The sequence below is a fragment of the Dissulfurimicrobium hydrothermale genome, assembly GCF_022026155.1.
GTDB classification, from domain to species: Bacteria; Desulfobacterota; Dissulfuribacteria; order Dissulfuribacterales; family Sh68; genus Dissulfurimicrobium; species Dissulfurimicrobium hydrothermale.
Window position 1 is genome coordinate 1595621 of sequence record NZ_CP085041.1, and the last position, 23911, is coordinate 1619531.

Annotated in this window: 16 protein-coding genes, 4 tRNA genes and 1 pseudogene; 14 read left to right on the forward strand and 7 right to left on the reverse strand. The window is 45.1% G+C overall.

Going from position 1 to position 23911, the window contains the following annotated elements; genetic code table 11:
- Positions 1-96: 96 nt before the first annotated feature.
- Positions 97-417, forward strand: coding sequence for a ferritin family protein (locus tag LGS26_RS07655; RefSeq protein WP_237888298.1), 321 nt, complete (start codon positions 97-99; stop codon positions 415-417).
- 81 nt (positions 418-498) lie between these two features.
- Here LGS26_RS07655 and clpB read toward each other — a convergent pair whose 3' ends face one another.
- From clpB to LGS26_RS07670, 3 genes are all read right to left on the reverse strand, one after another.
- Positions 499-3087 carry an ATP-dependent chaperone ClpB gene (gene clpB / locus LGS26_RS07660; RefSeq protein WP_237888299.1) on the reverse strand — a complete coding sequence of 863 codons (2589 nt, stop codon included), beginning with the start codon at positions 3085-3087 and terminating at the stop codon, positions 499-501.
- A 77-nt stretch (positions 3088-3164) separates the two neighbouring features.
- Complete coding sequence (gene mgtA / locus LGS26_RS07665) at positions 3165-5786, reverse strand: magnesium-translocating P-type ATPase (protein WP_237888300.1); 2622 nt, start codon at positions 5784-5786, stop codon at positions 3165-3167.
- Between the two features lie 300 nt (positions 5787-6086).
- Positions 6087-6962 (reverse strand): NAD(P)-dependent oxidoreductase, encoded by an 876-nt coding sequence (locus LGS26_RS07670; protein WP_237888301.1) that lies wholly within the window; start codon positions 6960-6962, stop codon positions 6087-6089.
- A gap of 73 nt (positions 6963-7035) precedes the next feature.
- Between LGS26_RS07670 and coaE the strand changes: the two genes are divergently transcribed.
- The 5 genes from coaE (at position 7036) to ftsH (ending at position 11265) form a co-directional block, all read left to right on the forward strand.
- The gene (gene coaE, locus LGS26_RS07675; RefSeq protein WP_237888302.1) at positions 7036-7671 is read left to right on the forward strand and encodes a dephospho-CoA kinase; all 636 of its coding nucleotides are present in this window, start codon (positions 7036-7038) and stop codon (positions 7669-7671) included.
- A gap of 84 nt (positions 7672-7755) precedes the next feature.
- Positions 7756-7832 (forward strand) — tRNA-Arg (locus tag LGS26_RS07680).
- Positions 7833-8524: 692 nt separating this feature from the next.
- Positions 8525-8758: a hypothetical protein gene (locus LGS26_RS07685; RefSeq protein WP_237888303.1), complete on the forward strand. Its 234-nt coding sequence runs from the start codon at positions 8525-8527 to the stop codon at positions 8756-8758.
- Between the two features lie 28 nt (positions 8759-8786).
- The gene (locus LGS26_RS07690) at positions 8787-9014 is read left to right on the forward strand and encodes a hypothetical protein (protein ID WP_237888304.1); all 228 of its coding nucleotides are present in this window, start codon (positions 8787-8789) and stop codon (positions 9012-9014) included.
- A gap of 310 nt (positions 9015-9324) precedes the next feature.
- On the forward strand, positions 9325-11265 hold the full coding sequence (gene ftsH / locus LGS26_RS07695) for an ATP-dependent zinc metalloprotease FtsH (RefSeq protein WP_237889911.1): 1941 nt from the start codon (positions 9325-9327) through the stop codon (positions 11263-11265).
- Here the strand turns inward: ftsH and LGS26_RS07700 are convergent.
- Positions 11196-12047: a hypothetical protein gene (locus LGS26_RS07700; protein ID WP_237888305.1), complete on the reverse strand. Its 852-nt coding sequence runs from the start codon at positions 12045-12047 to the stop codon at positions 11196-11198. The two genes, ftsH and LGS26_RS07700, sit on opposite strands and share 70 nt — an antisense overlap.
- Here LGS26_RS07700 and LGS26_RS07705 point away from each other — a divergent pair.
- The 4 genes from LGS26_RS07705 (at position 12040) to LGS26_RS07720 (ending at position 15251) form a co-directional block, all read left to right on the forward strand.
- On the forward strand, positions 12040-12471 hold the full coding sequence (locus LGS26_RS07705; RefSeq protein ID WP_237888306.1) for a hypothetical protein: 432 nt from the start codon (positions 12040-12042) through the stop codon (positions 12469-12471). The two genes, LGS26_RS07700 and LGS26_RS07705, sit on opposite strands and share 8 nt — an antisense overlap.
- A gap of 318 nt (positions 12472-12789) precedes the next feature.
- On the forward strand, positions 12790-13791 hold the full coding sequence (locus tag LGS26_RS07710) for an acetylserotonin O-methyltransferase (RefSeq protein WP_237888307.1): 1002 nt from the start codon (positions 12790-12792) through the stop codon (positions 13789-13791).
- Between the two features lie 181 nt (positions 13792-13972).
- On the forward strand, positions 13973-14635 hold the full coding sequence (locus tag LGS26_RS07715) for a histidinol phosphate phosphatase domain-containing protein (protein WP_330873279.1): 663 nt from the start codon (positions 13973-13975) through the stop codon (positions 14633-14635).
- Between the two features lie 154 nt (positions 14636-14789).
- Positions 14790-15251, forward strand: a complete 462-nt coding sequence (locus LGS26_RS07720; RefSeq protein ID WP_237888308.1) for a chemotaxis protein CheX — start codon at positions 14790-14792, stop codon at positions 15249-15251.
- Here the strand turns inward: LGS26_RS07720 and LGS26_RS07725 are convergent.
- Entirely contained in the window at positions 15144-17615 is a 2472-nt protein-coding gene (locus tag LGS26_RS07725) for a DNA internalization-related competence protein ComEC/Rec2 (protein WP_237888309.1), read from the reverse strand. The genes LGS26_RS07720 and LGS26_RS07725 overlap by 108 nt on opposite strands.
- A gap of 393 nt (positions 17616-18008) precedes the next feature.
- On the opposite strand from LGS26_RS07725, the pseudogene LGS26_RS09805 reads away from it, so the two are divergent.
- Positions 18009-20438, forward strand: a pseudogene (locus tag LGS26_RS09805) (plasma-membrane proton-efflux P-type ATPase).
- A 280-nt stretch (positions 20439-20718) separates the two neighbouring features.
- Here the strand turns inward: LGS26_RS09805 and LGS26_RS07740 are convergent.
- A tRNA-Val gene (locus LGS26_RS07740) sits at positions 20719-20794 on the reverse strand.
- A 78-nt stretch (positions 20795-20872) separates the two neighbouring features.
- On the opposite strand from LGS26_RS07740, the gene LGS26_RS07745 reads away from it, so the two are divergent.
- Positions 20873-21832: a ketopantoate reductase family protein gene (locus LGS26_RS07745; protein ID WP_237888312.1), complete on the forward strand. Its 960-nt coding sequence runs from the start codon at positions 20873-20875 to the stop codon at positions 21830-21832.
- A 65-nt stretch (positions 21833-21897) separates the two neighbouring features.
- Positions 21898-21981, forward strand: a tRNA-Leu gene (locus LGS26_RS07750).
- 9 nt (positions 21982-21990) lie between these two features.
- Here LGS26_RS07750 and LGS26_RS07755 read toward each other — a convergent pair.
- Positions 21991-22064: transfer RNA gene (locus LGS26_RS07755), tRNA-Arg, on the reverse strand.
- A 150-nt stretch (positions 22065-22214) separates the two neighbouring features.
- Between LGS26_RS07755 and LGS26_RS07760 the strand changes: the two genes are divergently transcribed.
- Positions 22215-23849, forward strand: a complete 1635-nt coding sequence (locus LGS26_RS07760; protein WP_237888313.1) for an NAD+ synthase — start codon at positions 22215-22217, stop codon at positions 23847-23849.
- Positions 23850-23911 lie beyond the last annotated feature (62 nt).

The window sequence follows — 23911 nt, forward strand, 5'->3', positions numbered from 1 at the left end:
CATCCCAAAGTCTTGTTGTTCATCTAATAAGATTGCATCATGATGTCAAGATGCTGTAGTATTTATTGCAAATAATGAAACAAAAGGAGGTCTTCTATGCCGGAATTCGGAAATCCTTTTTCAGGCCTTGTCAATTCACGAAAACTTACACATGAAGAGCTTATAAGGGGCATACGCTTTTTTATAGCGGCAGAGTATGAAGCGGTTCAGCTCTATATGCAGATTGCCGAATCCATCGACGATGAACTTTCAAAGGCCGTTTTAAAAGACATTGCAGACGAAGAACGTGTTCATGCTGGTGAATTTCTTAGCTTATTGAAACGTCTAGAACCAGATGAGGAAAAATTCTACATTAAAGGCGCCTCCGAGGTGGAAGAGATATCCGAAGGGCTGAGAAATAAAAATACTGACAGATAAAATGATCAGGATATCCATTGTCGTCTGTTAGCGCCCTTGCACAGCCAGCAATCCTGCGCTGATTATGCAAGGGCATTTTAATCAACCAGCAAAAAAGACCACATGGCCATTCTCGTCTATATCCACCACTATCTTGCCCCCCTCTTTAAATACCCCTTCAAGAAGTTTCATGGCAAGCGGATCCTCGATATAACGCTGGATGGCCCGTTTAAGCGGCCTGGCGCCGAATGACGGGTCATAGCCAGCCTCTGCGATCCATTCCTTTGCCCTGTCGGTTACCTCAAGCATGAGCTTGTTCTCGGAAAGGCGCTCGGCCAGGTGCCCGAGTTGGATATCAACGATCTTTATGAGATGCAGCCTCTCAAGCGGATGGAATATTATCTTATCATCCACTCTGTTCAGAAATTCCGGCCTAAAGGAAAGACGCAGCACCTCGTTGACCCTCTGTTCCATGGTCTTGTAGTCCCTGATCTCCTGTATGAGATCACTTCCTATGTTAGAGGTCATGATTATGATGGTATTCTTGAAATCCACCGTTCGACCTTTGCCGTCCGTCAACCTGCCGTCATCTAGGATCTGGAGTAAGATATTGAATACATCTGGATGGGCCTTTTCTATCTCATCGAACAGGATTACGGCATAAGGCCTCCTCCGCACCGCCTCTGTTAAATATCCGCCTTCTTCATAGCCAACATAGCCGGGTGGCGCACCGATAAGTCTAGCGACTGCATGTTTTTCCATATATTCGCTCATATCCACACGGATCATTGCCTGCTCCGTATCAAACATGAACTCGGCTAGTGCCCTCGCAAGCTCTGTCTTACCTACCCCGGTTGGACCGAGAAATATGAAAGAGCCCAACGGCCGCCTCGGATCGTGGAGCCCTGCCCTAGCCCTTCTGACCGCGTTTGAAACCGCCTTTATAGCCGCCTCTTGGCCTACCACCCTCTTGGCAAGACGCTCCTCCATATGAACCAGCTTGTCTCTCTCACCCTCTATAAGCCTAGTTACCGGGATACCTGTCCATTTTGAGATGATAGATGCTATGTCCTCTGCATCAACTTCCTCCTTGAGCATACCAGCGCCGCCTTTCTGTATCTCTTCAATGCGCCGCTGTTCTTCATCGAGTTCTTTTTTTAATCTCGGCAGCTCTCCGTAAAGTATTTCCGCGACCTTGTTCAGATCGCCTTCTCTTTGATATTTCTCGGCCTGGACCTTCAGCTGATCCATACGTTCCTTGATATCCCGAATCTTTTTGATAAAACTCTTCTCCTGCTGCCACGAGGCCTTTAAGGCATCGCTTTTTTCCCTTAAATCTGCAAGCTCCTGCTCTATTTTCTTAAGTCTCTCCTGCGAGACCGCGTCTGTCTCTTTCTTTAAGGCCTCGCGTTCTATCTCAAGCTGCATGATCCTTCGCTCTATCTCGTCTATCTCGGAAGGCAGACTATCTATCTCAATCCTGAGCTTGGCCGCCGCCTCGTCTATAAGATCAATGGCCTTGTCAGGAAGGAAACGATCTGTAATATAACGATGCGAAAGGGTAGCCGCCGCCACTATGGCCGAGTCTTTTATCCTTACGCCATGATGTACCTCATACTTCTCCTTGAGCCCCCTCAGTATCGCGATCGTATCTTCCACTGAAGGCTCATCCACAAGTACCGGCTGAAAACGTCTTTCGAGTGCAGCGTCTTTTTCTATATATTTCCTGTACTCATCTATGGTCGTTGCACCTATGCAGTGAAGCTCACCCCTTGCAAGCGCCGGTTTCAGCATATTCGATGCATCCATCGATCCCTGGGCCGCCCCAGCCCCTACCAAGGTATGGATCTCATCAATGAAAAGGATTACCTCGCCTTGGCGCTCTGCCACATCTTTGAGCACTGCCTTGAGCCTTTCTTCAAATTCACCGCGATACTTAGCGCCTGCTATAAGTGCACCCATATCAAGGGTAACGACCCTGCGATCGCGCAACGTTTCAGGGACATCCCCCGAGACTATCCTCTGGGCCAGGCCTTCAACTATAGCAGTCTTCCCGACGCCAGGCTCGCCAATCAAGATAGGGTTGTTCTTTGTACGGCGGGAAAGTACCTGAATCACCCTCCGGATCTCATCATCTCTACCGATCACCGGATCGAGTCTGCCTGACCTTGCAAGACCAGTAAGGTCACGGCCGTACTTTTCGAGGGCCTGGAATTTGTCTTCCGGATTGGGATCGGTGATCCTTTGACTCCCTCTTATGGAGACCAGCGCCTTTAAAAAGGCATCTTTGGTAACACCGCGGCTGACAAGCGCCTTGGCCGCAACGGTCTGCGGCGACTCAAGCATTGCAAGGATGATATGTTCCTGGCTCACATATTCATCCTTCATTTCAGCCGCAATGGCAAAAGAGCGCTCAAGTATCTTGTTTAACGCACTTGAAAGATAGACCTGCCCCCCGCCAGGACCACTTATCTGAGGCAACTTTTCAATGACGGCATCCATCTCGGCCAAGATCGCAGATGTCTCGACCCCCATTTTTTTAAAAACAGAGGCCGCAACCCCTTCATGCTGGGAGAGCATCACTCTTAATAGATGCTCAGGTTCCAGTTGTTGATGACCGCGGCTCTGGGCTAAATGCTGGGCCTCTTGAATGGCCTCTTGTGATTTAAGCGTCAATTTGTCAAATTGCATAAAAACACCTCACGTTGTCATCTGGTGGATTTTGTTTTCAAAAACTAAGGATTAAGATCGACGGTGTCAAGCAAACCCTATATCCACCTCTTCCGCATCAACCAGACCTTAACGATCTGGGTCAACACCATGTAACAGACAAGCGTGAGGACAACTAATGGCCAATACATAAGCGGCGGTCGCACAAAACCAAGCGTTCCTGCTATTGGGGAATAGGGCAGCCACATCCCTATCATCATAATGACCATTGTAGTAAGAATGAGCGGCCGACTGGCGAGACTTTCGACAAAAGGGACCTTTTTAGTCCTGATAACGTGAATAATAAAGGTTTGGGTAAGCAAGGACTCAATAAACCATCCAGTCTGAAAGAGCGGGGCGTTTTTCCAGCAATCGAATATATAAAGCATGATGAAGTAAGTAGTATAGTCAAAAATAGAGCTGCAAGGCCCGATGAACAAGATGAAACGTGTTATCTCGCCCATGGACCAGGGACGCGGATTTTTTATTTCATCGTGGTCTACATTATCTGTCGGTATGGGTACCTGAGAAAAATCATAAAGCATGTTGTTGGTCAATATCTGGAGCGGAGCCATTGGCAGAAAAGGCAGAAAAGCGCTTGCACCTACTACGCTAAACATGTTTCCAAAGGCCGAACTCGCCCCCATACGGATATATTTAAGTATATTTGCGAACACCTTGCGGCCCTCGAGTATCCCCTCTTCGAGGACCATAAGACTCTTCTCAAGAAGGATCAGGTCTGCAGACTCCTTTGCTATGTCGACTGCGGAATCCACTGAAATACCTACATCGGCGGCCCTGAGCGCAGGGGCGTCATTGATCCCGTCCCCCAGAAAGCCCACTACATGTCCTTTTCTTTGGAGCGCCCTTACTATCCGCTGTTTATGTGCAGGGGCGAGACGGGTGAAGATAGTCGTCTCCTCCACGATACCTTCAAGATCTTCATCGGTCATATGCTCCACATCATCACCGTTTATCACATGTGCCGTAGGTATCTCGACGTCTTTACACACCTTCCTTGTAACAGCCTCGTTGTCGCCCGTGAGTACTTTTACAGCAACCCCATGTCTATGCAAAGCGGCAACCGCATGGGGCGCGGTTTCTTTTGGCGGATCGAAAAAAGCGACATACCCCTTTAAGATCAGATCTCTCTCATCTTCTTTGGAATAAGCCGGCTTTTTCTCCATATAGCGGTAGGCTATGGCAAGCACTCTGAAACCGTCTCTGCCCAATTTGTCATACTCTATCCTTATATCATTAAGCCACATTTCATCTATATTATACAGATCGTTTTTATATTCGAACCGACTGCAACGTTTAAAGACCTCTTCCGGGGCACCCTTGCAGATGAGAAGGTTTTCACCTTTAGGCGTCTTGAGCACAACCGACATCAACCTACGATTGAAATCAAATGGGATCTCATCTTCCTTTATATAATCAGGCACATGAAATTGATCATGCACCTCCCGATGGGCGAGCACAGCCCGATCAAGGACATTTTTGAGGCTTGTCTGAAAATGACTGTTTAGATAGGCCAAGAGCAGGACCTCTTCATTTTCCTCCAACATGAGATCACAGTGCTTTTCGAGGACTACACGGTCCATGGTAAGTGTGCCTGTCTTGTCGGTGCATAAAACGTCCATCGCACCTAGGTTCTGAATGGAATTGAGACGTTTTACTATAACCTTCTTTTTTGACATGGCCATGGCACCACGAGAAAGGCATACGGTCACGATCATTGGGAGCATCTCGGGCGTCATGCCCACAGCCACAGACAAGGCAAAAAAGAAGGCCTCTTTCCAGTCACCTTTTGTAATGCCGTTTATCACAAACACCAAGGGCACCATAACCATCATGAAGCGGATCATGAGCCATGTAAACCTGGCGACACCCTTATCAAAGGCCGTCTGTGGCTGTTGTTCAACAATGGATCTCGCCATTCTACCCAGATAGGTGCGGAATCCGGTCTCGATAACAACGGCGGTAGCTGTTCCACTCTCAACACTGGTGCCAAGAAAACAGATATTTGAAAGTTCTACGGGCGATTTAACCACCTTATTTTCTTTAAGGTGTGTCTTCTCTACAGGGAAGGATTCGCCTGTGAGTATGGATTGTATCACAAAAAAATCCTTGCTCTCTATAAGACGCACGTCAGCAGGAATCATATCGCCTGCCGAGAATTTAACTATATCGCCTGTCACAAGCTCGCTAAGCGGGACCTCGCGCTGCTCTCCATCCCTGACAACCGTAGCTGTAACGCGTATCATGGCCTTTAATTTCGCCGCAGCCGAATCCGCCCTGGCCTCTTGAATAAAACGCAACAAAACGCTGACGACTACCATAAGAGACATAACAAAGGCCGCACGCAGGTCCCCGGTCAGCGCCGATACGACGGCCAATATAGAGAGCAGGATAATAAGGGGATTGATCAGGGCCTTCCCGAAGAGATGGAGTCTCCCATACCGTTTTTCCTGCGCAACTGTATTGGGACCATATTTTTCAAGTCTATCCAGCGCCTCATCTTCACTGAGACCGGATAATTGCGTACCCACCCTCCGCAAGACCTCGTCTATTTCGCTTACAGCGAATTGGGTCAGGCTTTGGGTGGACTGAAACCTGTCGCCGTTTTGTTTTGGCAAGCCGAGACGCCTCGGCAATATTGAAGATGGAAAGATTTTCATGGTTCACACCTCTTTGGACCGCTGATGTAAACGGTCTGGTGAACCGGCTGGGTAGCTAAAAATGGGCTTGATTAACGATTCACAGACCGCATGCGATGAATGATCGCGATCCAGGGTCTTCTGATTTTTTCTTCATCTCATTTCCTTTGGTTGAGCGGTGGTTACCACTGCCATCGGATTCGTTCATCTCTTATTCCCCGCGCACTTTCTTTATTTTTTAAACCAGCAGCACTGATTCAGACAGCGTCTTGTTATAACTATTGATAGATCAAAAGGCAACTCAAAAAATGCATCAAAAGATCAATCTTCCAAAGAATTGACAATCTTTTTGACCGCGGCGACATCCTGATCCCCCAGCCCCTTTTTCATGGCGTTATCATAAAGCCTAAGGACCGACTGGCCGATAAAGATGTCAGCGCCACATTCCTTTGCAGTATTTATTACGAAACCAAGGTCTTTGGCCATATGTTTTAAGGGAAATTGCGGCGGGAAGACATCATTTTTAAGCATATCCGCCTTGAGATTGAAAAGGCTGCACCCCATGGGACCTGAAAGGATGGTATCAAGCACGGTCTCTATGTCGAGATCGAGGTCTTCGGCAAGCGAAACAGCCTCGCTCAATCCAGCCACCATGACGGCAAGAAGGAGATTCACGACCATCTTCATGGCAGAGCCTTGGCCTGTCTCTCCGCAATAGACAACACGCTTGCCCATTGTCAAAAAAAGTGATTCAAGTCTCTTTATTTGTTCGCGAGGACCGCCTGCAAGGATGATAAGGGTTGCATCTTCGGCTGGCTTTTTTGAACCTGATACAGGGGCGTCTATCAGTATTATAGAATAGGTTTTGAGCCTTGCAGCAAGACCTCTCGTATAGGAAGGCGGCACGGTGCTCATATTGACTATCAAGCCGCCATTTGACATGCCTTTTAAAAGACCGTCATCACCATCCAGGACTGCATCGATCGCCTCGGGCCCAGTAACCATGAGCATCACCACATCTGCCCATTCACCCACCTCCCTTGGCGTCATCCCTACCCTTGCACCTACCATAGCGAGAGGTATAGTTTTATCATATGTTCGATTATAGACCATGATTTCATAGCCAGCCTTGAGGATATTGCGCGCCATGGGCTGACCCATTATACCCATACCAATAAAACCGACCCTCTTAAACATAAGGCTTCCCTCCTTGTATATCTTCCGTTAGATTTGAAAATAAATCTTAAAATCCTTTTGCCTATTTTACAGCATGCTGCAATCGTACCTCAAGAAAAAAGACTCCTGGCCTAAAAAAGTCATAGGCCTGACCGGCATCATAGCATCTGGAAAAAGTACTACGGCAAGGCTGATATCCCAAATGGGCATCACCGTTCTGGATGCCGACGAACTCGCAAAAGATGCGGTAAGACCTGGCACCCAGGCGCTTCAAAGGCTTGTAAATACACTCGGGACTGGAATTCTCAAACAAAACGGCGATCTCGACAGGGCTCGAGTTTTAGGGCTTATACTGTCGGATGCCGGAATCAAACAAACTGTGGAGAACATCATACACCCTGAGATACTTAAACTCATGGATGAAAGGCTAAAGGCGCTTAAGGCAAAAGGGGTCGAGATGGTCTTTGTGGAGGTGCCGCTTTTATTCGAGGCCGGCTGGGAAGGCCTTTTTGATATGATCGTCACGGTGTCAGCGCCAGAAAAGGCCTGCATAAAGCGACTCATTGAAAGAAACAATATAGGACGGCGAAAGGCGATAATGTGGCTAAAACAGCAACTCCCTCAAGGAGAAAAGATTAGACGGTCTGATTATGTAATTTTTAATGATTTCCAGGAAAATCTACAAAAGCAAGTAGCAAAACTTATTGACGACATCAGCAGGACACCATAAAAATTTAATGCGCTGCAATCTCCCTCAACGGGGCTTTACAAGATATAATTGTAATATTATAAAAGGCGCACTGATCATTCCTATCTGCCCATAGCTCAACAGGATAGAGCAACGGCCTTCTAAGCCGTAGGTTGTGGGTTCGAGTCCCGCTGGGCAGGCCAAATCAATAAAATCAAGTACTTAGCGCTTCAAAAAAATCGCTTTGGGTAGGGGATTAGTTTTCGCCAGCGTGACCCCGATATTAAGGATGGCGACACTGCCATGATTGACACCAGCCGCACATAGATCATCGATGGCCGCGTGTATGCCTTTGCTGATATAGGCGGCAAGACGGGTCAGTTTGAACTCAAGATTAAGGCGCTTAAGTAGGTGATAATGTGGTGATCGAGAGCCACAATGCCACCGAAGGTGCAAAGAGACAGACCAAGCCAAGGGCTGACATAAAATTGGATGGATACTTGATACCAAGGTTGGGCCTATAATCTAGTTCAAGCAGATGAAAAAAATAAGTTCTGCATAATCCACTGACTGCCAACTATATTATAAGATAATTCAGTTCAAATCTCATATAAATAATTTTGTTCAACATAAGAATCAAAAAAAATTTAAATTCTTATGCATCTTATAATTGTAAAGAAAATGTTTTTATAAAATTATAAATTTTTGATTAATAATTTTATTGTCTTTGTTTTCATCTTAAGGTTATCAATATCTTTCGATTTTATATATTTGAATTTTGACATCTTGAATTGTCAACTAACTAATTGAAAATATTAAATTTTTACTTGACAAAACTAATTAATAAATTATCGTTTACTTAAAAGAGGTAAATAAAATAACAAAGGGGGAGATCATGATAAACAATATCGGGACTAAATTAAGAGAAAAGATACATATGAATCTCCTGGAAAACAATCGAAGCATTGATTTCGAAAAAGAAGTAAGCGATATAGGTTTAGGAGCAATAGGCATAGCAGCGGGACTTATAGGGGCATGGAGTCTAGTTTGTCTAGCAGGCGGTCTCATAGCAGCTCATGGTCCGATATCGTTAATAACAAGTTGGTTCGTAGCCGTTTCGGGCAATTAAAATTATTAAAACATAAGGAGGAACTATCATGGAAAATTCAGCGACAACCAAGGCAAAAGTAAGAGAAGATGCTGGATTAGATATAGCCAGCGCCGGATTTGAAAAGGAGATTTCAAAGATCACACTTGCCGCCGGGGGGATTATGGCTGGTCTCGTAGGCATTTGGGGCATTACCTGTCTTGCGGCAGGACTTATCGCCGCTGGTGGTCCTGTAGAGCTTGCGAAGGCCTGGTTCTCCGCCGTAACAGGCGGCTAAATAAGAAAGTAGGCAGAGGGTAGTGGTAGCCCTCTGCCGCCTATCCTTTCATTTTGATCCCTTTATCTACTTTCTTTTCAGTCAGTCTACCTTCCAAAAAATCGCTATTTTCTCTTTCAACCAGCATCCTGATTCTAAAATGCACGATGTATTTGAACTATGCAGGATATATTAACTTTTAAAATATAAAACCGGCAAAAACAAAGAGATACACCCTTTTTTGTTGATATTTTTTTATTATAATAATTTAATTGTTCGCATCGTCAATCTTTTATCTTTTGCATTAAAAGGAGAAAAATACTTGCGCTATATGGTAAGGGCCTTGATGGCCGTCATAATCTGTTCATTTATAGGGATTGCCATATATTTGCCCTGGCATTTTGAAAGTCATAGTCCTATTATAAAATATAGTGATTTTATAAATGCCGTCAAAAAAGGCAATATTTCTGAAGTAGCAATAAGCAACGGTGAATTAAGAATAAAAGACGTCAATGGCGAGACATATTATACCTTTTCGCCAGACGTGTCGAATCTTATTCAACTACTTCTAGAGCAGAAGGTCGCGATCCAGACAGAATCCAACAAACCAGGGTTTTTCTTTTATCTGCTTATCGGGATAATCATCACAAGTGTTATAGGTCTTTTTGCCCTATGGGTATTAAATAGATATCTAAAAAAGAAAGAGGGCAATGAGTTTGCAAAGACAAAGGTGATAAATCTTTGCGAGAGCATGAAATGTGTAACTTTTAATGATGTTGAAGGGATCGATGAGGCAAAAGAGGAGGTAAAGGAAATAGTCGATTTTCTTAAAGACCCTTCGTCTGTAAATCGTCTTGGCGGAAGGATGCCGAAAGGGGTCCTTCTTATGGGTCCGCCAGGGACCGGTAAGACATTGCTGGCAAGAGCTATTGCAGGTGAGGCTGGAACGCCGTTTTTCAGCATAAGCGGTTCGGATTTTGTGGAGATGTTCGTGGGAGTAGGGGCATCAAGGGTAAGGGAACTATTTAGAGAAGCAAAAAAAAATGCACCATGTATAATTTTTATCGATGAAATAGATGCAGTGGGCAAGAATAGGGGCGTAGGAGACATCCCTGGTGGGCAGGATGAAAGACAGCAGACCTTAAACGCCCTTCTTGTAGAGATGGACGGTTTCGAGTCAGATGACAATATAGTAGTTATAGCAGCCACAAACAGGCCCGATGTCTTAGATCCCGCCCTCCTCCGTCCAGGTCGTTTTGATAGGCGCATTTATGTCCCACCTCCAGATATGAAAGGCCGTTATGCCATCCTTAAAGTACATGCAAGAAATGTAATCCTCGCAAAGGATGTCGATCTTAAAATGATCGCAAAGGGCACCCCTGGATTTACCGGGGCCGATATACGCAACCTTGTCAATGAAGCGGCGCTGGAAGCGGCAAGAAAGGGAAAGTCTTTCATAGAGATGGAGGACTTCGAAGAGGCTAAAGACAAGATCGTCTTGGGAATTGAAAGAAGGGGCGTAGTTATGGATGAAGAGGACCGGCGGATTATTGCCTATCACGAGGTAGGACATGCCATCATGGCAAAGATGCTGCCCGGAGCAGACCCTGTCCATAAAATAACGATTATCCCGCGTGGAAGATCTATGGGTGTAACCCAGCAACTCCCCATCGATGAACATCATGTATATTCCATGGAGTATCTGATGAATCGAATAAAGATACTCTTCGGCGGGCGGGCAGCGGAAGAGATAGTTTTCGGCAGGCAGACTACTGCCGTAAGGGACGATCTTGCCAAGGCTACGGCCATTGCAACCATGATGATATGTCAGTATGGGATGAGCAATAAGATAGGTCCAATATCCTATCAGCATGAGTCAAGCTCTTTTTTGACGGGGGTTGAACGTCCACTGTTTTTAAGTGAAGAAATGGCGGCGCTGGCCGACAAAGAAATAAATAGGCTACTTAAAGAATGTTACGAGGCAACAAAAGCTATAATTATAAAGGAAAGGGCGCTTCTAAACAAGGTCGCCGAGATATTGTTGGTCCAAGAGACCCTTGATGGCGAAGAATTCGATATCATCTATGAATGCAATAGAAAACTCTCTGGAGACGATGCCGCCCTCCCTGACAAATGTTCTGTCTGTAATATAACTTGGTGCGAAAAAAAGCTCGCCAAGTTGGGGCTGGACAACGCCGATAATCAATTAGACCCAAACAACTTCGAGAGCTCATCTGAGGCAACAGCACATTCAAGTCCGAATGGCAGATAGCCGGCGTAGCCCAAGATAGGCATCTCAAAGACTTGAAAACGTTGCACAAACGGTACGGTATACTCCCAGTGGGCAAAAGAGAAGTAGTTCCACATCTCCCAAAAAAACCCACAAAAGAGCCCGGCTGCCGCCGGAAGCAGCACAGGCCGCCAGTCACCAGCCTTTATCTTTGAAAAAACCGTCTCTTCGCCAAAAAGCACCTGAAGTGCTATAATAATCGCGAGCGGCGCGAGCCACGGAAGGGGGAAGAGATAATGCGGCCAGACGCCGATTCCAGTAAGTCCTATACCAGCCAATAAAAGCGTCAACCAAGCCAAAAGGCGCGGATGCTTGAGCATTGGCATGCGTGGACCTCTGCGGCACCGCCCCAAAAATGGAAAGGTTGCCATCCATTCGGTAGTGCTCGACACCGCTGGCAGGACAGTGGCAAAGGGCGGGGTGGCCAGAAGGAAGTACCCTAACGGTCCGACGGGCGGGATCCCAACGTAGTGCCAGTTCTGGACAAAACGATTCAGATACTCGAAATACCACCAGAAAAAGGCGCTGAAGGGAAAAAGCGCGATTAAATAACCAGGCCGTCTGGTTAAAAGACAGTGCCCTGCCCGCCTTATGGTAAAGGCGTTGGCGACAAGAATATAGGCCATCCATAATGGAGTAAAGGTATAGCTCTGCCACCGCGCAAACCAGACAAAACGCATCCACGCCAATATCCAAGTCGTAATAAGCAGCACCACGCCGAGCCAACCCCACCACGGGAAAAATCTCTTTACCGGCATGGACATAAAAGGCAACGCAGCTCTTGACGAAGGAGACCTGAACCATACCACAAACAATGCGACTGCGGCAACAGGCAAGGAGGCCAGCGAAAGAAAAACCGTCCAGGAAAACTGGGGCTGCATAATGGGATGCGCAACAGGCACAAAGGTCAAATATGGAGCAAGACCCTTTCCTGAAAGGAAAATGCCCAAGGGCGGCAACCCGAGCAACAGCAAGGATAGGACCAACAACTTGACAAGGGGCCTTATTGCCACAACCGCACTCCTTGAGCTGATAAATATTAATATTTTACGTTATCGGATGGAATGGTTCTATGCAAGTGTATGGCTAAAACGGCCACTCAAGTGTCGAGTGCTGGAGATAAAAATAGTGTTAGAAGCAAATGATTTGACCTCTTTTGTAGCACGTGAATGTCCGGTTTTTATATAGTCAGGAGGACTGGACAAAATTGCTACAGGAAGTCAAGGAGATCATTTTGTGGAGATTTACAGGGATTGGAAGAAATGTATGTTGACTCAGGAGAAAAGCGCCTCGCCTTCGCTCTGACAAAGGAAATATTATTAAAACAAAATCGTTAATGGCGGACATGAACATTGACGCAACAAACAGGACAATTCATTTACTCTATAAGCGGTCAATTCTATTTACTCGTAACACTAAAATAGTTGCTTACCTTGCTGGAATATTCTAAAATATAATTTATTTAGATCTTGCATGGTCCATACAAAGACAGAAAGGACTGATGATATGAACAAAAAAGAATGGGATCCATGTGCCATTCTTAAACTTTCGGGTTCATATTGGGAAGCCTGTGCCTTACATACTGGAGTGCTTCTCGACATATTTACACATATAGGCGACATAAGTCTCCCTGCAGAGCAGGTAGCGAGTAAGATCAAGGGCGATGTCAGGGCGACGGCTATGCTGCTTAACGCCCTTACGGCCATGGATCTTTTGATTAAGGAATCCGATCGATACCGCAACACGGATCATGCCATCCGCTACCTTTCAAAGACGTCAGATCAATATATGGGTTTCATCATCCAGCATCATCATCACCTCATGACATCATGGCAGAAGCTGGTAGAGGCCGTAGCAACAGGTAAGCCGGTAAGAAAAAAGGCATCTTTCGACGGTCCCATCGTAAGAGAAAGTTTTTTGATGGGTATGTTCAATATGGCCATGATTGTAGCGCCCAAGATAGTACCTAAGATAGATCTTACAGGCCGAAGGCGCCTGCTTGATCTGGGAGGAGGGCCCGGCACCTATGCCATTCATTTTTGCAAATACAATCCAGGGCTTTCTGCAGTAATCTTTGACCTTCCAACGAGCCGGCATATAGCTGAAGACATGATAGAACGATCCGGTCTTAAAGGGAAGATAACCTTTATTGGTGGGAACTATATCGAAGATACCTTGCCGCAAGGTTTTGATGTGATTTGGCTGAGTCAAATACTCCATTCAGAAGGTCCGGAAGAATGCAAAACCATAATCGGAAAGGCCGTAGCCGCCCTTGAGCCGCAGGGATTGATAGCCGTGCATGAATTTATCCTCAACAATGAAGAAAGTGGTCCGCTTTTCCCCGCCTTATTTTCACTAAACATGCTTGTCGGGACACCACACGGTCAGGCCTATTCAGAAAATGCCATCAAATCCATGCTGCTCGAGGCAGGGCTGGATTCGATCCAGCGAATCCCTTTGGATACCCCAAATAATTCAGGAGTGATCATTGGCATAAAGCACGCCTAGCCTATGGCAACATTACTCAACCCGGCTGCGGCAACCGTCCCACAATTCCTCCTTTTTTAAATTGAAGCTGGTTAACCACAAAATCGTATAGACAATTTCATATTAAGGCATGTATTTTTAAATGGATCTGGATCAAAGACGGCAGTGTAAGCCTTGTTAAATTAAAGAGTAGAGGAATACTATGCTAATGTTCGATCTTCACTGTCACAGCTTGTTCAGCGACGGCGAGTTGTTGCCCTCAGAGCTTGTGAGACGGGCTGAGGCCATGGGATATAAGGCTGTAGCCATTACAGACCATGCCGATTCATCTAATCTGGAACACATACTGCTCAATATCAGGCGGGCAGCAGATGACATAAACAAATACAGCCAGACTAGGCTCATCCCAGGGATTGAGCTCACCCATGTACACCCAAGGTTGATAGACGACCTTGCCAAAAAGGCTAGGGGGTTTGGGGCAAAGATTGTGGTCTGCCATGGCGAGACAATCGTTGAGCCGGTTTACCCAGGGACTAATCATGCCGCCCTTAAAGCCGATATAGATATATTGGCACATCCTGGATTTATAACCCCTGACGATGTAAAACTCGCCGCAGGGCGAGGAATAATGCTAGAACTATCAGGAAGAAAGGGGCACAGCCTTACAAACGGCCATGTAGCAAGGCTTGCCATGAAACATGGTGCCCATTTAGTTGTAAATTCCGATGGACATGCCCCATCTGACTTTATGACGGCTGAAATGGCAAGAAAGATCGCCATGGGCGCAGGACTTTCAGAAGAGGAGGCTGAAGACGTCTTTAACGAAACATGGCGTCTAATATCGGCTATCGACCTGCAATCTTAAAGGACAACCTCAAACACAAGAAATAAAATAAGCATGGTAAGATCTATACAACTTGATACAAATTTATTTTTTTATTGGCAACTATCCGACTATATTTTATAATAGCCAGCCGGCAATCGGCATTAATGACACCTTAAAAACATCTGGAGGAATAATGGATGCTAGGCTTATAAATCCCTTTCTCGATGCTGCCGTCAATGTGTTGAAGACTATGGCCAAAATTGAACCGAAATCAGGAAAGCCCTTTTTAAAAAAAGATTTTGTGGCATCAGGCGATGTATCAGGGATTATTGGCATCACCGGTCAAGCACAGGGCTCAATGTCCATTTCTTTTACAGGTCCTTGCATAAAGGCAATCGTGACAAGTCTGTTTGGCTCCCCTGTAACAGAGATAAATGACGAGGTAAGAGATGCAGTCGGCGAGCTTACCAACATGATCTGCGGAGATGCACGGCGAAGGGCCGAGGCTGACGGCATCTCCCTCTCGGCAGGCACGCCTACCGTAGTCTCAGGTGAAAGGCATGTGATCACACATGTCACCAAAGGACCTATAATAGCCCTGCCATTTGAAACGCCAAACGGGGGTTTTGTTATAGAAATAGCATTCAGCGACTGATTGGTCGCTTCCAACGAAAAGCTGGATGTTGACCGCATTATGGTCTTTTATCTCAACAGTTATAGTGCCATCCCTGTCAGTCCTTAAGATGCGGCTTTTAATATCCTTATAGCGCTCTATTATTTCTGATTTCGGCAACCCGAGGTGGTTGCGCCACCCGGATGATACAATAGCCAGTATAGGTCTTGCCGCGTTTATAAAAGCCTGACTGCTCGATCTCTTGCTGCCGTGATGGGGCACAACCAATACGTCAATATCCGCAAGCCCGTTTGAGACCAAACACGCCTCGCGATTCTTGTCTATATCACCTGTAAGCAACATCGATCTGCCTTTATATGAAATCATGATCACAAGACACCTTGCATTAAAGGTGTCTGCCAGCTCATGGCATCCCCCTGGCGTCATAACCTCTATCAAGGCATCTTTTACATAAAACGCCTCGTCACTCTCGAGGATCCTGTGCCTTATACCTTTTTTGACACACTCTTTCATTATATCCTGCCACGACTGGGTGCCGTCAGCGCTGTCTCCGTTTGTCCAAAATTCTCCCACTCTAAACCCCCTTATCAGTGCAGGGAGTCCGCCTATATGATCATATTCAGGATGGGATGCAACAAGTATATCTATCTTCGAATAGCCAAGGGTCCTGATGAAAGGCGCGACCACCCGCTCGCCGACGTCAAAGTCGCTACCCATAAGCCCGCCGCCATCAATAACCATGAGCCTCTGTCCGGGAAGCTCTACAACCTGAGAAAGACCCTGGCCCACATCCAGTACATGAAGCCTCAAGGCGTCTTGCCGCGGAATAATAAGCGGCCACGGGACTGCCGAGACTATGGCTGAAACCATGGCTAAAGCCAGGACCACGACCTGAACCTTCTTTCTCTCATTTAAACTGCCTAACGCAAAGGCCAAAAGAATAAATGCAAAATAAAAAAGCACAACCTGCCATATAATAGGTCTTGGCATAGAAATAGCAGCCCAGTCTAATACTGAGACATGATTAACGATATTTAAGCCAAACCCGATCACATATCCTATAACTTTCCACAAATAAGTCCCAAGCACCGGGCTTACAGCCATTGTCAACGCCCCTAGCATCAAGCCCGGGAGGATCAGCATGCTTGTAAGCGGGACTAGAATCATATTAACTGGCAACGACAATATGGACACACGCTGAAAGTACCAGGCCACAAGAGGTGCCGTGCCTAATGCCGCGACAATACTTACCAATATAAATGCTCTAAGCTGACCTATCTTAACGGTCAACCAGCCTGCCCCGATTTTGTCTTTTTCCAATATAAAAAAGTAGTTTGAAAACAGGATTAGAAAGAATGCAGCTGCAAAGGACAACTCAAATGAGATATTAAAAAGGTCGAGAGGTTCATATATTAGGATGCACCAAGCAGCAATGGCAAGGGAGTTTAGAGGGGTCTGAGGTCTTCCAAACAGATATGCGGCCCCGAATGCTATTACCATGATCGTGGCGCGTACTGCAGACGGCGAAAGGCCTGCAAGGCCCATATAGATGATGGCGCCAATGAGCGCGCATAGGGTCGCAATCTTTTTTACCGGTAGATGGAGTGCTATCCATTGGGACCTCAAGAGCAAAAATCTTATCAGACCGCCGATAAACAAGGCCATGAGACCCATGTGAAGGCCCGAGACGGCCAAAAGGTGGCTCGTCCCTGTGCGCGAAAATGCCTCTTTAATCTCGGGAGACAACCATGAACTTTCGCCGACCAGGAGCGCCGCCGCAAACCCTTTGGCGTCACCGATAAACACCCTGTCAATCGCCACAAGGAGCTGTTTTCTCGCGTGCTCAATGAGATAGCGCGCCCTCCCCATAGCCACTGAGCTGTCCGAATGCCCTATGATTGCGATGTCCAGCGGGCCTTTTACATAACCCGTAACCAGCACCTTGCGTGTGGCCCACCAGGTCTCTATGTCAAAGGCACCTGGGGTCTTGAAGTTTCTTACGGGCCTGAGAGACGCCTTGAAACGTATCCAGTCCCCGGGGGAAATATCCATGTAAGATAGATCCTTGACTGAGAGGCTTAGATATCCTGAGACACCGAGGTCTTTTACGGGCATGTGGTGTCTGAATACTGCCACAAATAACCGTGCCCCGTCATCTGTCGGCACAGGGGCACGGATGACCTGGCCGGTCAAGATATGTCGGCCATCTTGATCTGCAAGCGAGATAAGGCCACTGGAAAACACCCTTACATTGTCTCTTGAGAGGCGGAGGTCGAAATATCCAAGTGAGAAAAAGATAAGCCATACCCCAATGATGATCACCATGGACCCTGTCTTTACCTTATCTCCTTTAAAGCCGCGAATCACGGCCCCAAAGCCCAGCAATACCACAGCGCCTGCCCCGATAAGATAGAACGGAAGATATGGAACGCCAATATGCCAGGTATTCGCCGCAGTGATGCCGATTGCAAACGGTATAATAAGTATGGCAAGTGGGGTCAGGATGCAGCCTCTCGTTTTAACAACCTCTCTTTACGGAAATTGGCTGATTCTGATGGCGTAACAAAAAGTCGCCGACTGCCGTGTTGCGCTGCATCCGTCGTCACTGCGGCGTACAAAAATACGCCTCATTCCTCAGGATCTACGCGCCTTGCATTTACGATTTTTGCTTAGCCATCTCATATAATGACTTTTTATGAGACCATCAATTATATAATTGACGCAAATAATTTATATTTTATTATAAAACAATCGCATCGAAAGGAAAAGGGCCATATCATGGAAGCCGAATACTTGCCAGATATAAAACCTACATCCGAATATAAGAACGTCACTTTAGAAAATACCTTCGACTCTCTGAATTCATCAGAGAACGGGCTTACTGACAATGAAGCCACAAACAGACTCAATAAATTCGGCTATAACGAACTGGTTGAAAAAAAGAGAAACCTTCTTCTTGAATTTGTCCAGCGCTACTGGGGACCCATGCCCTGGCTCCTGGAACTGGCGATGGGGCTCTCTTTTATATTAAAACATTATCTCGAGGGAATAATAATCTTTATACTGCTAACAATTAACGCAATTATCGGCCATATACATGCGCAAGGATCACAAAAGGCTATAGATCTCTTAAAGAAGAAATTAGCTATCAAGGCAAAAATATTGAGAAATGGAAAATGGATAGAAAAAGATGCAAGAGAACTCGTACCTGGCGATGTAATAGTCATAAAGCTTGGCGATATAATACCCGCTGATGCAAAAATTATCGAAGGTGAGTTATCTGTAGACGAATCAGCCTTGACAGGCGAATCAATGCCAGTAAATGTACAGCTATCAGACATAATTTATTCAGGTTCTATAGTAAAACAGGGAGAAGCAAAATGTATTATAGTAAACACAGGGACAAATACATATTTTGGGAAAACAGCTAACTTGGTAAAAATTGCAAAACCAAAATCACATCAACAACAAATAATGATGGCTATAGTCAAATATATGATGTATCTAGCTATAGTTATGTCGATGTTGATTTTTATATATGCATTGAGCACAAATATAGGGATACTTACTATACTTACATTTGCAGTTATATTTCTTATGGGAGCAATTCCTGTAGCTCTGCCTGCAGTACTTACCATAGTGCAAGCTATTGGTGCAATGGAACTTGTCAAAAAGGGAGTGTTAGTAACTAGACTAGATTCAATAGAAGATGCAGCATCTATAGATGTATTATGTCTAGACAAGACAGGAACAATAACTCAGAACAAGTTATCGATTACAGATTATATAACATTCCAACAATACAATAAAGAAGATGTAATACTAATGGCAAGTCTTGCTTCCAAAGAAGAGGGAATGGACATAATAGATCTTGCGATTATTAATTATGCCAAATCAATTGGAATAAATTTTACTGCCTACAAACAGCTATCTTATACGCCATTTAATCCATCAATTAAGAGAACAGAGGCAATTATTGAAATAAACAAAAAGAGATTTAAAGTAGTTAAAGGTGCAGCACAGATCATTATATCACTATGCCAACCAATGGATAAAGATGTTATTGATAAGGCAAATAAGATAATAGAAAATTTTTAACAGAAAGGCTATAGGACTATAGCCGTAGCTAAATCAGAAGAAGATTCAGATAATCTTAAGCTTATAGGTTTACTAGCGCTTTCCGATCCTCCGAGATCTGATTCAAAAGCCATGATAGATGCGGCAAGAAAACATGGCATAAAGCCAATTATGCTTACAGGTGACAATATTGCCATAGCGAAACAGATAGCAACTGAGGTAGGTATTGGCAACAAAATTATCCATATGGCAGATATTAAGGATCTAAATGAAGATGAACAGGTGAAGATAGTTGAAGAAAGCGATGGCATTGCCGAAATATATCCTGAGGATAAATACATGATAGTAAAGCTTTTGCAATCCAGAGGACATATGGTGGGCATGACAGGAGATGGTGTTAACGATGCACCTGCTTTAAAACAGGCAGAAATGGGTATAGCAGTACATAATGCCACAGATGTAGCAAAGGCTTCTGCAAGCGTAGTATTAACACAACCAGGTATAAATGTAATAATTGATGCCATCAATATAAGCAGACAAACATATCAACGGATGCTTTCGTGGGTTCTAAATAAGGTTACAAAGGTTATAGAATTTGTTGGATTGCTTACAGTATGTTTCATATGGCTGAATAAGATTGTGCTCTCCCTTCTTGGCATGTCACTACTTGTATTCGCAAATGATTTTGTAACCATGTCGCTGGCTACTGATAATGTAAAACATACAAGCAATCCAAACAGCTGGAACATAAAACATATTACTTTAGCCTCGCTTATCCCAGGCATACTATTAGTTATTGAAGGCGTCATAGTAGTCTATATCGGATTAAAATATTTTCATCTTGATTGGGATAGACTTCGTACAGCAGTAATGCTTAATCTAGTATTCAATAGTCAGTTCAGGGTATTGATAATGAGAGAAAGAAGACACTTCTGGTCATCTTTTCCAAGTATAGAACTATTCCTATCCAGCATCTTAACAATAATTGGATTTGCCTTGCTTGGCTTCTATGGAATAATCGTCCACCCTATCAGCATAGATCAGATTATAATTATCTTTGGATTTTCTGCTATCTTTACGCTTATTATAGACTTTCCAAAATACTATATGTTCAAAAAATTTGAACTCTAATTGGTCGATGCAATTTCTGCAATGCAAACTAAACTGGCTATGTAGGATACATACATCAAAATCATTAAAATACCTAGATCACTGGATACAACAGCCTGAATAACAATATCGGCTTAATGAGTGAAGACGCCTAAAGAGAAGGTAATACCGCAACCAACAAAGGCCTTATCTATTGCAAAAGAAAAGCTCCAATTGAGACTGGAATACTCTCAGTCGCTGCCCAAGCAAGACAGGAAATGGATACAATGAAACCAGTGTTTAATTATTCGATATTGTTTGGTGGTGGGCGGTACTGGATTTGAACCAGTGGCTTCCACCGTGTGAGGATGGCACTCTAACCGCTGAGTTAACCGCCCGCCGTGCCCGTTATATGTAGCCTATCAGCTGTATATTTGCAAGACTTAAAGGATAAATCATGATATATTTTAATCGCTATGCGCGAAAGACCGAAATTGACGATCATAGGTCCAGGGGCCATTGGTTGCCTGATTGCAGGTTATATAGAACGTCTCGGGCAACCGGTTTCTATTTTGGATTATAAAGGTGACAGGGCTGAAAGGCTCTCGAAAACAGGTATTGAAATTGACGCGGGCCGAACCAGGTTTAAAGTCTACCCACATATAACTGCAGACGCCGCAACTCTTGGTGTCCAAGATTGGGTTTTGATCCTTGTCAAGGCAAACCAGACGGACAAGGCCTTAAAAGAGGCTAAGCCATTGATCGGCGCCGAAACCATCGTAATCTCCCTTCAAAATGGCATCGGGCAAGAAGAAGCCATTCTTAGGGCAGTAAGGCCTGAATGCATCGCACTCGGTATTACGGCACAGGGCGCGACACTTATAAAAGAAGGATGTGTAAAACATCTTGGAACAGGCGATACCAAGATAGGCCTTTTGAAACCGTGCGATTGGGCTAAGGCCAAAGTAGATTTATTTGCCGATACCCTCTCAAGGGCAGGATGGTCATGTTCTGTTCCCGATGACATCACTCCATATATTTGGAGAAAATTTTTGGCCAATGTAGGCATAAATGCAATAACGGCCCTTACGGGCATAAAAAACGGAGAGATACTTGGGTTCGCAGATGCAAAAAAACTCCAAGAATTGGCAGTGGCTGAGGCATGGAGGGTAGCTGTCAAGAAGGGGATCAAGATCGATCTCAACTTACATGAGGCGATTTCATTGGTAAGATCGGTCTGCGAAAGGACATCCGAGAATATATCGTCGATGCTGCAGGATCGCATCTTCCAAAGGCCAACAGAAATAGATTACATAAATGGGGCGGTGGTGAAGATGGGGCTGGAGCTGGGGGTCGAAACCCCGATCAACGAGGTCCTGAACATGCTTGTAAAGATAAATTCAATCAAGGGCTGGGAGACAGTCAAACCCGATTGACAACGGCGGGCTTCTTGTATTAAAAATCCAATCTGTAGTTGTATAAGGTTTGTATAAGGTAAATAGCCCGGGTGGTGAAATTGGTAGACACAAGGGACTTAAAATCCCTCGGCCACAAGGCCGTGTCGGTTCGACCCCGACCCCGGGCAAATATTTATCGGGCGATAGGCGATTCGAACGCCTGACCTTTGGCTCCGGAGGCCAACGCTCTATCCAACTGAGCTAATCGCCCTTTGACAACATCGTCATATCAAAACAATTCTTGTCTTGCGGCAAGATACTTTACCGGTTGTGGCTTGTCAATTTCGTTCTATATTTCAAAAATAATCCTTGTAAATCCTAAAGTTAACTCTTACATTTTCTGTTCATAATATTCAAAATAATGAAAATAGCACTCGCACAGATAAACCCGACTATAGGGGCGTTCAAAAAAAACGCCGCATTGATAACCAGTATGGCCAAGACAGCCAGAGATAGTGGCTGCGATCTGATAGTCTTCCCTGAACTTTCCATTTGCGGATACCCACCCCGAGACCTATTAGAACAACCTAGTTTCATAAAGGACTGTGTAGATACACTCGCATCTCTTATTTCCAACATCAAAGGCATAGGGGTGTTAATTGGTACTGTCACGCCAAACAAAAGCTGCCAAGGTAAACCTGTTTTCAATACCGCGATATTGTTTGAAAATGGACAAATAATAGGCATGATAAATAAAAGACTCCTTCCAAGCTATGATGTCTTTGACGAAACAAGATATTTTGAGCCAGGCCTATCCAGCACACCAATACTATATAAAGGCACACGTCTAGGGATAGCCATATGTGAAGACATATGGAACGACACTACCATCTTCCCAGGGCATATCTATAAGGTCGATCCCGTTGCCGAGCTCGCTGAAAAGGGGGCTGAAATATTTATCAGTATATCGGCATCGCCGTTCGAGATAGGGAAAGATTCTTTCCGCTATCGACTTCTAAGACACCTGGCCTCTACCTACAAAAGGAGCTTTATATATGTAAACACCGTTGGGGGACAGGATTCCATAGTCTTTGACGGCGCAAGCCAAGTGATAACACCTGATGGCAGGATTGTCTGTAAGGCCTCTGATTTTTCAGAGGACATGGTGATATTCGACACCGATCGACTGTACGGCGATATACACGATACATCCAAAAGCGTGGAGGAGGCTGTAGTCAAGGCCCTTGAGCTTGCACTAAAGGATTATATGGAAAGATGCGGCTTCAAAAAAGCGGTTTTGGGCCTAAGCGGCGGAATCGATTCATCTTTGACCGCGGTACTGGCCGCAAGAACACTCGGCAGCGAAAACGTCCTCGGCGTCCTCATGCCATCCCCTTTCACCTCAAGAGAAAGCATCGAAGACGCCATTGAACTTACACGCAATATCGGGATAGAGACCACAACTGTGCCGATAACGAACATCTTTGAGACCTATTTGAAGACCTTGAGGCCTATTTTTTCCGACAGACCATTCGATACCGCTGAAGAGAACCTACAGGCCAGGATTAGGGGCGCAATCCTGATGGCCATCTCCAATAAATTCGGTCATATGGTCCTTGCTACAGGCAATAAGACCGAACTTGCTGTTGGCTATTGCACACTATATGGTGATCTTACAGGCGGCTATGCGCTAATCTCCGACATCTCAAAGACATTCGTTTACAAGCTTGCAAGATATATAAACTCTATAAAAAAGGTGATCCCGGAAAGGATATTCACAAAACCGCCATCCGCTGAATTGAGACCCGGCCAAAGAGACCAAGATGAACTTCCTCCATATAACATTCTTGATGCAATATTGGAACTCTATATAGAAAAAAATGCAACGCCAAGCGAGATAACCGCCAATGGCTTTGATGCCGACGTTGTCAGAAAGATTATAGGCATGGTAACGCGAAGCGAATATAAACGTCAACAGGCACCACCTGGTCCCAAGGTCACCACTAAAGCCTTTGGATATGGCAGAAGGTTACCGCTTGCCAACGGATATAAATAGAGGTTGTGAGCTGTTCAATCCAATTCGATGCATCTTGTTAAAATTATATTGTTAAGGCATAT